The following is a 12,775-nucleotide window of genomic DNA, read 5'->3' as shown; positions in this document are numbered from 1 at the left end:
AGATGGATTTATGAAGAAACTGGTACTTGCATTCATTCTTACTGCGTTGGTTGCAGCATTGGCAGCTTGTGGAGGAGAAAAGTCTACTGAAAAGTCGGATGATGATAAAAATATTCATTTTGGTGCAACAGCAGGTCCTTATAGTGACATGCTAAAAAAGGCAATACAACCTGGTCTTGAGGAAAAAGGATATACGGTTAAAATCACAGAATTCAGCGACTATATTCAGCCGAATATTTCGTTGGACAGTGGAGATATTGATGCGAACTTGTTCCAAAATATTACGTACTTAGAAAACTTCGAGAAAGAAAACAATATGGAACTCTCTGAGTTGATTATCGTACCGACAGCGCCATTAGGTATCTATTCAAATAAATATAAGTCTCTTGACGAAATTGAAGATGGATCAACCATTACTATTCCCAATGATCCAGTAAACGCTGCGAGAACATTATATGTATTGGAAGATGCAGGATTAGTGAAAATGGATGAAGAAATTGACCAATTGACGGCATCTGAAAAAGACATCGCGGAAAATCCGAAAAACTTAGTCATTCAGCCGGTGGAAGCGGGACAATTACCTCGTTCGGTGGAAGGGTCTGATTTGGCCGCGGTACCTGGTAACTTTGCAATTGCGGCAAATATGGATTTGTTAGACGCACTAGCTTTAGAAGATATGCCGGACCAGTTCCGTAATGTCGTAGCTGTCAAAACAGAAAATGTAGATAAGCAATTCGCGAAAGATATTATTGAAGTAGTAGAATCCGAGCAATTTTTAGAAGTGATTGAATCTGAATTTAAAGGTTTCGGCAAACCAGCTTGGATGGAAAAGTGAAACTCGGATTTATAAGAATACCGTAAAAAAACACCAGACCCGAAGACGATGGAAAGTGTCTTCAGGTCTGGTGTTTTACTGCTTTTTTACTCTGTTTCTACTAATACTATATCATCGATAATCGGAACATCGCGTTTCAATACTGCCAACATTTCATCGTCTACTTGACTATCGATTTCACAAATCGTGATGGCGGGTCCATCAATCGCAAACCGTTCGTTGGCCATACGTGCAATATTGATTCCTTTTCTTGAAAGAATCCCAAGAAGATCGGCGATGACACCTTTTTGATCCGTATGACGAATTAGGAGTGCAGGTCGTTCGCCAGAGAATTTTAAAGGATAGTCGTCTAGTTCTTGTACTTCAATTTTACCGCCACCAAGTGAACTGGCAAGGACTTTTATGGAGTTGGTGGGTCCAGTCAATTCCACGAGGACAGTATTCGGATGATAGCTGCCGAGCACACGCTTCGTGAACTCGTAATGTAATCCTGTTTTTTCAGCTAGCTCTTTTGCATGTGGAATTCTTTCATCTGTCGTATTGAAACCCATGACACCAGCAAGCAATGCTAAGTCAGTACCGTGACCTTGATAAGTAGTAGCGAAAGAGCCCATTAGTGAGAATTTCGCGTGTGTTGGTTGTTCATTCAGCAACTGATATGCAACATTGCCTATTCGTACAGCACCGGCAGTATGTGAACTCGAAGGACCAATCATAACAGGTCCAATGATTTCGTAGGCGCTCTGGTATTTAGCTGGAGCCCCTTTACTCTTTTCTTTATTGCCCTTGTCATTACTGAATACTTGATTCTTTAATTTTTGCCCTGTTGGAGTGCCGGCCAATCCGCCAATGCCTGTTTCGCGTAATGATTCAGGCATTTGCTGTCCCACTTCGTGCATTACATGAATGACTTCGTCAGGAGGGATGATGCTCACTACACCTGCCATCGCCATGTCTGCTGCAGCTTCAGCTGTAATAGCATGCAATCCATTTCGAATAATACAAGGAATTTCTACTAGGCCTGCTACTGGATCACAAACAAGTCCCAATGAATTTTTCAGTGCAATACCGATTGCGTGTCCGACTTGATCAGGCGTACCACCAGCAAGTTCCACTAATGTACCTGCCGCCATTGCTGTAGCAGAACCGACTTCCGCTTGGCATCCTCCCGCGGCTCCTGAAATAGAAGCGCGGTTTGCGATGACCAACCCTAGCGCAGACGCCGTGAACATAGATAAAACGATTTGTTCGCGTGTGTACTTGCCCGTATCAAGTGCATGCACGAGAACGGCAGGTAAGATTCCTGCCGAACCGGCTGTAGGAGTGGCAACGATTCTTCCCATATTCGCATTTACTTCAGATACAGCTAATGCGTTTGCTGCGGTATTTAGTGTTGAAGGATGAACGAATGAATTGCCTTGTTTCGCGTAATCATATAAACGTTGCCCATCTCCACCTGTTAATCCCGTCCGTGACATAACGGAAGTAGTCGTTCCTTTACGAACTGCTTCTTCCATAACGGTAAATTGTTCCGACATTTTCTTGATGATAGTTTCTCTCTGCATGCCTTTTTGTTTAATTTCAGACAGAATCATTAACTCGTATATCGGAGTGTTGTCCTGTTCCGCATGCTCGATCAGTTGGTTTAAACTCGTGAATGCCATGTGTATTTGCTCCCTATAGAGAACTGTTCCATATAGAAAAAACAGGAACCGCTCTCGCTGTATTTGATAGAACTGACTGACAATTTGAAAGCGCTTACCTCTTATTATTTGTTATTTCACACGTAATGTCAATGAATCGAAAAGGCACTAGAGCATTAAATGCCCAGTACCTTTTTTTGGTTTAATAGTTTTGAAGATCGGATAGCAAATAATAATAGATCAATTGTGAAGTGTTTTTCAAAGAATCCTCATGTGTACGTTCAAACGCATGGGAAGAGTCAATTCCAGGACCAATTAAGCCGTGTATAATATCGTGGCCCGCTTTAATAGCCGCGGATGCATCAGAGCCATAGTGTGGATACATATCAATTTGGTATCCTATGTCATTTTTATTGGCTAGCTCTACTAGATGGTTGCGTAATCCATAGTGGTAAGGACCGCTAGAGTCTTTTGCGCAAATAGACACTGTGTACTCATCCGTTGTCTGACCGTCCCCCATGGCCCCCATATCGACAGCCAAGTACTCTACTGTTTCCTCAGTAATATTAGAGTTACCGCCATATCCAATTTCTTCATTATTCGAAATCAGGAAGTGGGTAGTGTAAGGCAACACAATGTTTTCTGTTTGGATATGTTTGATAAGTTGCAGCAAGATGGCAACACTCGCTTTATCATCTAGGTGGCGGGATTTAATAAAGCCATTATCCGTGATTTCTACGCGTGGTTCAAGCGAGACGAAATCCCCAACTTCAATACCGAGTTTGCGAATTTCTTCTGCGGTATGTACTTTTGCATCGATGCGGACTTCCATGTTCACTTGATTGCGATCTGCGGTACCAGCATTTTTATACACGTGTACAGACGTTTGATGGAGTAAGATCGTCCCCGTAATCGTCTTGCCGGATGCCGTATGAATCTTACAATACTCACCTTCAATTGAATTGTAGTGATAGCCGCCAATTAAATCGAGTTTTAGACGACCATTACTTTTCACTTCCTTGACCATCGCACCCAGTGTGTCGACGTGGGCAGTTAACATACGGTGTTCTTTATCATTTGTACCCGGTAAAGTGGCGATTAATCCACCTTTACGATTGCGTGTAGTTTCCACATTATATGCCTGTAAAAAGTCCTCTACAAAAGAAATTACTTGTTTCGTGTAACCGGAAGGACTTGGAATGGATACGAGTTGCTGAATAAGTTCCTTCGTTTCAGTTATGTTTGCTTGATAAGCCATGTAATGAATCTCCTTTTATTGGATGGTTTTAGCTTAGTTTATCGTGTTAGAAACTTAGTTTCAACGATTTGAAATGATTTGATTCCGTCGGAGTAGATTGACCTATGGTATAATTGTTTAATAAAAATACATTGTAGAAACTAAAAGTTTTACTTGGAAAGGTGAGGAAATCCTTCTATGAATAAAGAAACAAGTTCCACACAACAAATTAAAGAGTTAAAAGAAAAGATAGTAGCTTATGAAAAAATAATAGAAGACTTGTCGGCTCCTATTATACCTTCTATTGTGCCCGAAACAATTTTGGTTCCTCTAACGGGTGCTCTTTCGGTAGGACGCTTTATACATATTCAGGATAAAGTTGTACAAAGAATATCATCTAATAATATACATACAGTAGTATTTGATTTTACTGATATTGGTTCTTTTTCCGTAGAAGAAAATATGGGATATGAGTTGTTGAGTGAAAAAATCAATGAGTTAGTCAGCGTGCTACAATTAATGGGGACAGAAACCGTTTTTGTAGGATTTTCACCTGAGTTTGCACAAAACTTGATATTATCCAATGTGTCCAATTTTAATCAGATTCGTGCTTTTACGAATTTCCGCGAAAGTCTTCAGTATTTGCTCGAAATAAAGGGATTGGAAATCGTAAGTAAAAAATAAAATAATGCCTGTGCAACAGAGGATGGTATCTTCCGCTGTTACACAGGCATTTTATATTACATATCGCTTTGTCGAACGACCAATACGTCACATTTTGCAGTTAAAACGATGGCTTCTGATACAGAGCCGAGGAAATAATGCTCGACATTTTTCAAGCCTTGGGCACCGCAGACGATTAAATCAGCTTCTACTACAAGAGCGAGATCCTTGGAAATATTGATTTTTGGATCACCGTGCTTGATATGTGTTTCCACGTGTTCAAGTCCCTCTTCTTTGGCAATGGTTTCATAGCTGTTTAGCAGATCCACTATATGCTGCTTTTCACGTTCCAGAAAGGAAGCATCCTCCTCATCAATAGAGAAAACATCAATGATATTGACGATGTGTAGCCTCGCATCAACTTCTTGCTTTGCCACCTCAATCGATTTATGCAAAGCCCATTTAGCCTCATTTGATCCATCTACCGCGACGAGAATACTCTTATATTCATTCATCTGGAAAATCCCCTTCCGAAAAATCTAGATAATTATTCGTTCAGTGTGAAATAGCAACGATAGTATGGTAAAAACTACTTGTTATTCTACCTTAATTATACCATATTTATACACTGGCCATGATTGAATCTTAAGAGTAATTCATTTTGTGAAACGCATAACTTTTACATAAATTATTAGTTAATTACTTACTAAATAGTCATTAAAAACTATCTCAAAGGACTGGTTATATGTCGTGTAAGTGAATTTTGATAATTAATTATACCTAATAAATTAATAGTCAAAATAAGAGTATCGAGCAATAAATTAATGCAGCTAGGGTCTGTCGATAAAATATTTTTAGTTATAAATTGAAATACTATTTAAAGATATACAAGAATTGAATAGATAGTCTTTAAAATACTATAGGTCAGCCATTTGATCGTAATTTCTATTATTCAAATTAAAGCGAAATATTTATCTTTTAACTAGCTTAGTAGACTGAAAATTACAGAAAATGATTTTACAAACCTAGTCAATATAAAAATGTGGTGCTACACTTGATTAAGTTTTTGAGAAATAGTGTAAATGACAAAAACAAAATCATTGGAGGTTTTTATATGTACGCTCATGTTAACGGAGTAAAGTTATTTTTTGATGTAGAGGGAATGGGTTTTGTTCCTGATGGACCGATTATGCGGGAGAAGCCAGTTTGCTTTATTCTTCACGGAGGACCAGGAGGAGATCACACAGGTTTTAAACCAGCCTTAAGTCCATTGGCGGAAGATATGCAGCTCGTTTATGTTGATTATCGTGGTAGTGGAAGATCAGAAAAAGGACCACAATCCACATACACACTTGAAAATAACGTGGAAGACCTAGAAGAACTAAGAAAGTATCTAGGATTAGATAAGATTGTGTTAATGGGTCAATCTTATGGTGGAATGGTTGCATTGGAGTATGCAAGGAAGTATCAGGAAAATCTCAAGTCATTGCTACTTGTCGTAACTGCACCAAGCGGTAAGTTCTTAGAGAAGGCAAAAGAAACTGTCAAACTAAAAGGGACTCCTAAACAAAAGGAAATGGCACAAATTCTATTCGACGGTGCTTTTGAATCGACAGAACAGCAAAGTGAATACTTTAAGGTGATGGCGCCTATGTATTCTTATAGCTATTCAGATACACCTGAAGCGGAATTAGCTAGAAATCATGCTGATCAGCGTGCGAATCGTTCTTATCAAGCACTAAACGAAGGGTTTGGTGGTTTTTTACGAGAGTATGATGTGGAAGAGTTTTTGCCATCCATTCACGTTCCTACACTAATTATTACAGGTAGACATGACTGGATCACACCGGTAGAGGGATCCATTCTTATGAGTGAAAAAATTCCAAACAGCGAATTAGTAATCTTTGAAGAAAGTAGTCACTCAGTAGTAAAAGATGAACACGAAAAGTTTATTCAAACAGTTAAAGAATTTGTGGAAAAGAAGATTAGATAATGCAATAACATAACGTCTTGAGCATTGGATTCATTCAATGCCAAGGCGTTTTTCTATTATGAAATGGTAAGAGAGTAAAAAAATATAATAACTTTGGATCTAAAACGCTATCAAATAGAAGTTTATAGTGCGATGTATAGTATTAATAATAAAGTTATTTAAAAGATTCGGAAAATTGGTTGCAATCCAATAGTTTAGTTATTATAATAACGTGTAAGGTGTCACAAAGAGTACATATTTAGAAAAAAAGTACTGTTTATTCCCTTAGCATTTTAAAAGTAGTATGCATATAAGTACTTATTCAGTTGACAACTACCGGAAGTGGGTGATTTAAATAAAGCAGCTAGATGAACTAGATACGCATATTATTAAACTGTTATCAAAAGATGGTCGAATGTCATTCAGAGAATTAGCTAAGAGTACAGAAGTTACTGAAAAAACTGTGAGGCTGCGATATGCACACTTGATTGACAGTGGAATACTGGAAATCGTGGGACGAATTAATCCTATTACAATTGGATTAAAAGAAGGTGCCATCATTCAGTTAAAAGTGAAGCCGGATTGTTGGGAAAGTGTTATAGAGTATTTATCCAAGATCCGTAGCATCCGCTACATCACTATAACTACTGGAGATTATCCAATATTGATTCAGGTAGCGGCAGCAAATCAAGAAGAAATTGCAGAACTCATAATTAGATTATATAAACATGAAGAGATTACAGAGGTAAATTCGATGATTCAATTAGAGGTGTCAAAAAGTTCTTATCAAGTAGACTGAAATTTCGGTAAAAGGCAGGGAGGGGGAATGTCCGAATGTACATATTAAAACGTGTTTTAACAATGATTTTAACAATATGGGTGATTGTCACCTTAACATTTGTGATGATGAAGTTTATACCAGGTGATCCTTTTGCATCTGACGCGGACGTCTTACCGCCGGAAGTATTAGAAAACATGAGAGCCCAATACAATCTGGATAAGCCAGTAGCGGTTCAGTATGCGCTGTACTTAAAAGGTTTAGCTAGTTTTGATTTAGGGCCTTCCATCGAGTCGCGCACAAGAACTGTAAACGATATTATAAAGTCCGGTTTTCCACCGTCAGCCTTCTTGGGCTTACAGTCCCTAGTCATCGCACTTTTCTTTGGACTACTACTTGGAATTATTGCCGCACTTTATCACAATCGATTCCTAGATTATATTTCTATGATTGTAGCTATTATAGGGATTTCGATACCAAGCTTTATATTGGCACCACTTTTAATTAAAGTGTTTTCAGTAGATTTAAGGATCTTCCCCGTAGCCACTTGGGGAACATGGATGCATACTGTTCTACCTTCTATCGCATTAGCCTCCATGCCCCTGGCAGTAGTTGCAAGATTCATGCGCTCCAGCATGATTGATGTGATGAATGCGAATTATATTCGAACTGCAGATGCAAAAGGATTGAGCACAGCAGGAATTGTCATTAAACACGGAATCCGAAATGCTATTCTTCCTGTCGTCTCCTTTATAGGGCCGTTATTTGTTTCATTGATTACGGGAACATTTGTAATAGAAAAGATATTCGCAATACCAGGTATTGGTCGATACTTTGTAGATAGTATTTTTAACCGAGATTATCCGGTAATTATGGGTACGACCATATTCTTTAGTGTCATTTTAGTATTAACATTGTTCTTGATAGATATTTCATACAGACTTATTGATCCAAGAATTAGTCTTACAAGTAAGGAGGGTTAATGTGGTTATAAAACAAAACACCGATTCAGTATTTACTCCGTTGCATCCGGATAAAAAGATTGCGGATGAGATACAGCGACCTAGTTTAAGTGTATGGAAAGATACATTATTAAGTGTCTTAAAGAACAAACTTGCGTTAGTTGGATTCTTTTTACTAGCCGCAATCGTATTTCTAGCAATCTTCGGTCCGTCGATGGTTCCATATTCTCCTTCTGGACAAGACTTGACGAAAACTAATTTAGCGCCTTCATCGGCTCATTGGTTCGGTACGGATAACTTAGGAAGAGATATGTGGGTGCGTTCTTGGTATGGTGCGCGCGTTTCATTAATTATCGGTATTGTGGCCGCAATCATCGACTTGATATTAGGGTTAATTGTAGGTGGAGTGTCTGGTTATATGGCTGGTCGCGGCAAGAAAGGCGACCGTATCGATAGCGTATTAATGCGAATCGTTGAAGTGCTATACGGAATTCCTTACTTGTTGATCGTAATTTTGTTGATGGTCATCATGGAGCCGGGAATTACGGCAATTATTATCGCACTATCGATTACAGGTTGGGTAGGAATGGCCCGGATCATCCGAGGACAAATTTTACAGCTGAAATCACAGGAATATGTTCAGGCTGCTGAGAAGATGGGGACATCCCATAGGAAGATCATTATGAAACATTTACTTCCCAATACAATGGGGATCATTATCGTTAATCTAACATTCACGATTCCAACAGCGATCTTCGCTGAATCTTTCCTAAGTTTCTTGGGACTAGGTGTTCAAGCGCCATTCGCTAGTTGGGGAACAATGGCCAATGATGCACTGGGTGTAATCTTAAGCGGTCAATGGTGGAGACTCTTCTTCCCTGGGTTCCTAATTTCACTAACAATGTTCGCATTTAACGTATTTGGAGATGGGATTCAAGATGCGTTAGATCCGAAATAAGGAAACTGGAGGTGCACAACATGAGTAAATTGCTAGAAGTGAAAAATTTGAAAGTAAATTTCAGCACCTACGGGGGAGAAGTAAAGGCGGTACGAGATGTCTCCTTTCATATAAATGAAAGTGAAATCTTGGCCATCGTAGGCGAAAGTGGTAGTGGAAAGAGTGTTACGGTTCAAACAATCATGGGTCTACTTCCTAAAAAGGTCTCCAAAATTAAAAGTGGAACTATTCATTATAAAGGAAAAGACTTGCTGAAACTAAAGAGAAGTGAATTGCGTAAGTTGAAAGGTTCTAAAATTAGTATGGTATTCCAAGATCCCATGACATCGTTGAATCCTACTATGAGAATAGGAACACAAATCGCAGAGGGACTCATTATTCATCATAACGTGAGTAAAAGAGAAGCTAAGGTACAGGCGTTAGAAATGATTAAACTAGTCGGTATTCCTAATCCTGAACAGCGATATAATCAATATCCACATGAATTTAGTGGGGGAATGCGGCAGCGCGTAATGATTGCGATCGCTTTAGCGTGTAAGCCGGAATTGCTTATTGCGGATGAACCTACAACAGCACTCGACGTAACTATTCAGGCACAAGTGCTAAACCTCATGATTGATTTGAAAGATAAAATGAATACATCGATTATATTGATTACACATGACTTGGGCGTAGTGGCGGAAACTGCTGAACGAGTAGCTGTTATGTATGCAGGCGTAATAGTAGAGACAGGAACAGTAAATCAAATCTTTAAAGAACCGAAACATCCGTATACGTGGGGATTAATGGAGTCCATACCAGATATGTATAGTGATCAAAAGGAAAGACTTATACCTATTGAAGGATCACCACCAGATTTGTTTGCCCCTCCAAAAGGTTGTCCATTTGTGATGAGATGTAAATATGCAATGGAGATTTGTGAAAGTAAGATGCCGGGGGATTATGAAATCAGTCCGAATCATACCGCTAAATGTTGGTTAAATGATGAACAATCGCCAAGTGCAGAAGAAGTGATTGCGTTAGGGGGAGCCATGTATGAATGAAGTGCTGGTTAAAATCGATAACTTAAAAAGACATTTCCCTGTAGCCGGAAAGAAAACTGTTAAGGCGGTTGATGACATATCACTTTTTATCAGAAAAGGTGAAACGCTTGGTTTGGTAGGAGAGAGTGGTAGTGGGAAGTCCAGTCTAGGAAGATTAGTAGTAGGCTTGGACAAACCTACTTCGGGTTCTATTACATTTGAAGATAAAAACTACGCTAACCTGACCAAAAAAGAACAACGGATCATCAATCGGGAAGTACAGATTATTTTCCAAGATCCTCACGCGTCGCTGAATCCAAGAATGCGTATAGGTGAAATTATTGCTGAGGGAATTGACGGATACAAGTTATCAAAAGGTAAAGAACGAAAGGAAACAGTGTATAACTTATTGGAGAAAGTTGGACTTCGACCAGAGCATGCTCAGCGATATCCCCATGAGTTTAGTGGTGGTCAAAGGCAACGTATAGGTATTGCACGCGCTTTAGCCGTACAACCCAAATTCATCGTAGCTGATGAACCAATCTCCGCTTTGGATGTTTCCATACAAGCACAAGTAATTAATCTACTGGAAGATTTAAAAGAACAAGAACAACTTACGTATTTATTTATTGCCCATGACTTAGGCATGGTGAAGCATATCAGTGACCGTATCGGAGTTATGTATTTAGGGAAAATGATGGAGTTGGCAAGTAGTGATGACTTGTTTAAAAATCCATTACATCCTTATACACAGGCTTTAATGTCAGCTATTCCAGTTGCCGATCCAAGTTTGATCAAGAGAGATCGTATTGTGCTAAAAGGAGATCCGCCAAGTCCAGTGAATCCTCCTAGTGGATGTCGATTCAGAACACGTTGTGCACACGCTATGGATATATGTGCCGCTGTAGAGCCTGAATGGAAAGAAGTAGAGAAAGATCATTTCACGGCTTGCCACTTATATACCTGACTGATTGCTGGATAGTTACTACAGATTCAAAGATATAAAAACATATAGGAGGGATAATTTTGAAGAGAATATTGTGGCTTTTTATAACGATTTTGTCGTTAGGAACAATTCTAGGTGCATGTGGCGGTAAAAATGATGGAGATGAAGCTTCATCAGGAAAAGATGCAAAACAAGAAATTACGATGAACGCGAAGAGTGAACCGCCTTCCATGGATCCTGCGTTAGCAACGGATACAACATCTGGTTGGGTAATGGATCACGTTTTTGAAGGACTTTATACACGCGATCAAGACGGGAAAACAGTACCTGGTCTTGCTGAAGAAGCTGAAGTTTCAGAAGATGGAAAGACACATACCTTTAAAATCCGAGAAGATGCTAAATGGTCTGATGGTAGTCCATTGACAGCAAATGATTTTGAGTTTGCGTGGAAACATGTACTAAATCCAGACACAGGGAGCTCATTTGCCTTCTACTTATATTATATTGAGGGTGCAGAAGAGTATAACAAAGGAAAAGGTACTGTGGAAGATGTTGCTGTAAAGGCTTTAGATGAAAGAACACTCGAAGTTACATTAAATGCACCACTTGGATACTTTGATACACTATTAACTATGTGGACATTCTATCCGGTTAAAGAAGAGTTAGTATCTAGCGATGCAAATTGGGCTGCAGAAGCCGATACGTATGTCAGTAATGGTCCATTCAAAATGACAGGTTGGAGTCATGATAGCGAACTTGTTATTGAAAAGAATGATGAATATTACAAAGAAGATGAAGTGAAATTAGATAAAATCACATTTAAAATGATTGGTGAGGCAACAACAGCTTATCAAATGTACAAAACAGATGAGCTAGACTTTATGATGACGTTACCGACAGATGCAATTGAGTCAGAAAAAGGTAATGAAGACTTTGAAATCGTACCTTACTACGGAACATATATGTACATGTTTAACGTAGAAAAAGAGCCATTTACAAATGAAAAAATCAGAAAAGCATTTGGTATGGCAGTGGATCGCAAAGTACTATCTGAGAATGTTACGTTAGCTGGTGAAATTCCTGCATACGCAATGGTTCCTGAAGGTGCAGATACGCCTAAAGGAGATTTCCGCGAAGAAGGTGGAGACTACTTTAAGGAAGATATTGATGAAGCAAAGAAGCTACTTAAAGAAGGTATGGAAGAAGAAGGTTGGTCTACACTTCCTGCAGTAACACTTCTTTATAACACCGATGAAAACCATAAGAAAATTGCGGAAGCGGCTCAAGAAATGTTCAAACAAAACCTTGGCGTAGAAATTAAGCTTGCGAACCAAGAGTGGAAAACATATCTTGAAACTACGAAAACTCATAACTTCCAGATGGCTCGTATGGGCTGGATCGGTGTATTCGTTGACCCTGTAGTAAACCTTGACTATTTCTTAGGTGATAGCCCGAACAACCGTACAGGATGGGTCAATGAAGAGTTTGACCGCATTATGGCGGAATCAAAAGTAGAACAAGATCAAGAAAAACGTTATGAAATGTTACATCAGGCAGAAGAAATCTTAATGGAAGACTTCCCGATGATGCCAATTCACTTCTACACAAACACATATTTAATGAAGACAAATATTAAAGGTTCTGCTAACTATGTAAACCGTTATCCGTTCATGAAATGGGCAGAAGTAGAAGCTAAGTAATCAGTAAACAACCCTTTATCATATTTGATAGAGGGTTGTTTTCAATGAAAATGCGTATA

General features: G+C 39.0%; 12 protein-coding genes. 9 read left to right on the top strand and 3 right to left on the bottom strand.

The features are described from left to right. Positions 1–10 precede the first annotated feature (10 nt). Positions 11–835 carry a MetQ/NlpA family ABC transporter substrate-binding protein gene (locus tag SporoP32a_RS07145; RefSeq protein WP_085427276.1) on the top strand — a complete coding sequence of 275 codons (825 nt, stop codon included), beginning with the start codon at positions 11–13 and terminating at the stop codon, positions 833–835. 86 nt (positions 836–921) lie between these two features. On the opposite strand, the gene sdaAA is transcribed toward SporoP32a_RS07145, so the two are convergent. Beyond that, positions 922–2,499, bottom strand: a complete 1,578-nt coding sequence (gene sdaAA / locus SporoP32a_RS17345) for an L-serine ammonia-lyase, iron-sulfur-dependent, subunit alpha (RefSeq protein WP_085427275.1) — start codon at positions 2,497–2,499, stop codon at positions 922–924. A 181-nt stretch (positions 2,500–2,680) separates the two neighbouring features. Continuing rightward, positions 2,681–3,736, bottom strand: coding sequence for a M42 family metallopeptidase (locus SporoP32a_RS07135; RefSeq protein ID WP_198166237.1), 1,056 nt, complete (start codon positions 3,734–3,736; stop codon positions 2,681–2,683). 177 nt (positions 3,737–3,913) lie between these two features. Between SporoP32a_RS07135 and SporoP32a_RS07130 the strand changes: the two genes are divergently transcribed. Beyond that, positions 3,914–4,399 carry an STAS domain-containing protein gene (locus SporoP32a_RS07130; RefSeq protein ID WP_085427274.1) on the top strand — a complete coding sequence of 162 codons (486 nt, stop codon included), beginning with the start codon at positions 3,914–3,916 and terminating at the stop codon, positions 4,397–4,399. A 56-nt stretch (positions 4,400–4,455) separates the two neighbouring features. On the opposite strand, the gene SporoP32a_RS07125 is transcribed toward SporoP32a_RS07130, so the two are convergent. Continuing rightward, positions 4,456–4,893, bottom strand: a complete 438-nt coding sequence (locus SporoP32a_RS07125) for a universal stress protein (RefSeq protein ID WP_085427273.1) — start codon at positions 4,891–4,893, stop codon at positions 4,456–4,458. A 599-nt stretch (positions 4,894–5,492) separates the two neighbouring features. Between SporoP32a_RS07125 and SporoP32a_RS07120 the strand changes: the two genes are divergently transcribed. From SporoP32a_RS07120 to SporoP32a_RS07090, 7 genes are all read left to right on the top strand, one after another. Then, positions 5,493–6,371, top strand: coding sequence for an alpha/beta fold hydrolase (locus tag SporoP32a_RS07120; protein WP_085427272.1), 879 nt, complete (start codon positions 5,493–5,495; stop codon positions 6,369–6,371). Between the two features lie 442 nt (positions 6,372–6,813). Beyond that, positions 6,814–7,149: an Lrp/AsnC family transcriptional regulator gene (locus SporoP32a_RS07115; protein ID WP_232319632.1), complete on the top strand. Its 336-nt coding sequence runs from the start codon at positions 6,814–6,816 to the stop codon at positions 7,147–7,149. A 35-nt stretch (positions 7,150–7,184) separates the two neighbouring features. Further along, the gene (locus SporoP32a_RS07110; protein WP_085427271.1) at positions 7,185–8,111 is read left to right on the top strand and encodes an ABC transporter permease; all 927 of its coding nucleotides are present in this window, start codon (positions 7,185–7,187) and stop codon (positions 8,109–8,111) included. A 7-nt stretch (positions 8,112–8,118) separates the two neighbouring features. Beyond that, on the top strand, positions 8,119–9,048 hold the full coding sequence (locus SporoP32a_RS07105; RefSeq protein ID WP_369823957.1) for an ABC transporter permease: 930 nt from the start codon (positions 8,119–8,121) through the stop codon (positions 9,046–9,048). A gap of 20 nt (positions 9,049–9,068) precedes the next feature. Next, complete coding sequence (locus SporoP32a_RS07100; RefSeq protein ID WP_085427269.1) at positions 9,069–10,091, top strand: ABC transporter ATP-binding protein; 1,023 nt, start codon at positions 9,069–9,071, stop codon at positions 10,089–10,091. Beyond that, positions 10,084–11,037 carry an ABC transporter ATP-binding protein gene (locus SporoP32a_RS07095; RefSeq protein ID WP_085427268.1) on the top strand — a complete coding sequence of 318 codons (954 nt, stop codon included), beginning with the start codon at positions 10,084–10,086 and terminating at the stop codon, positions 11,035–11,037. Before SporoP32a_RS07100 ends, SporoP32a_RS07095 begins: the two co-directional genes overlap by 8 nt. 59 nt (positions 11,038–11,096) lie before the next feature. Further along, positions 11,097–12,716 (top strand): peptide ABC transporter substrate-binding protein, encoded by a 1,620-nt coding sequence (locus SporoP32a_RS07090; protein ID WP_085427267.1) that lies wholly within the window; start codon positions 11,097–11,099, stop codon positions 12,714–12,716. Positions 12,717–12,775 lie beyond the last annotated feature (59 nt).

It is taken from the genome of Sporosarcina ureae, from assembly GCF_002109325.1.
Taxonomy (GTDB): domain Bacteria; phylum Bacillota; class Bacilli; order Bacillales_A; family Planococcaceae; genus Sporosarcina; species Sporosarcina ureae_C.
The sequence above is the reverse complement of the archived record's forward strand: the minus strand, read 5'-3'. Positions and strand labels throughout refer to the sequence as shown.

Excerpts from the sequence above, each read along its gene's own strand:
- SporoP32a_RS07135 (WP_198166237.1), bottom strand. The coding sequence starts at position 3,736 with ATGGCTTATCAAGCAAACATAACTGAAACGAAGGAACTTATTCAGCAA.
- SporoP32a_RS07125 (WP_085427273.1), bottom strand. The coding sequence starts at position 4,893 with ATGAATGAATATAAGAGTATTCTCGTCGCGGTAGATGGATCAAATGAG.
- sdaAA (WP_085427275.1), bottom strand. The coding sequence starts at position 2,499 with ATGGCATTCACGAGTTTAAACCAACTGATCGAGCATGCGGAACAGGAC.
- SporoP32a_RS07100 (WP_085427269.1), top strand. The coding sequence starts at position 9,069 with ATGAGTAAATTGCTAGAAGTGAAAAATTTGAAAGTAAATTTCAGCACC.
- SporoP32a_RS07095 (WP_085427268.1), top strand. The coding sequence starts at position 10,084 with ATGAATGAAGTGCTGGTTAAAATCGATAACTTAAAAAGACATTTCCCT.
- SporoP32a_RS07120 (WP_085427272.1), top strand. The coding sequence starts at position 5,493 with ATGTACGCTCATGTTAACGGAGTAAAGTTATTTTTTGATGTAGAGGGA.
- SporoP32a_RS07145 (WP_085427276.1), top strand. The coding sequence starts at position 11 with ATGAAGAAACTGGTACTTGCATTCATTCTTACTGCGTTGGTTGCAGCA.
- SporoP32a_RS07110 (WP_085427271.1), top strand. The coding sequence starts at position 7,185 with ATGTACATATTAAAACGTGTTTTAACAATGATTTTAACAATATGGGTG.
- SporoP32a_RS07130 (WP_085427274.1), top strand. The coding sequence starts at position 3,914 with ATGAATAAAGAAACAAGTTCCACACAACAAATTAAAGAGTTAAAAGAA.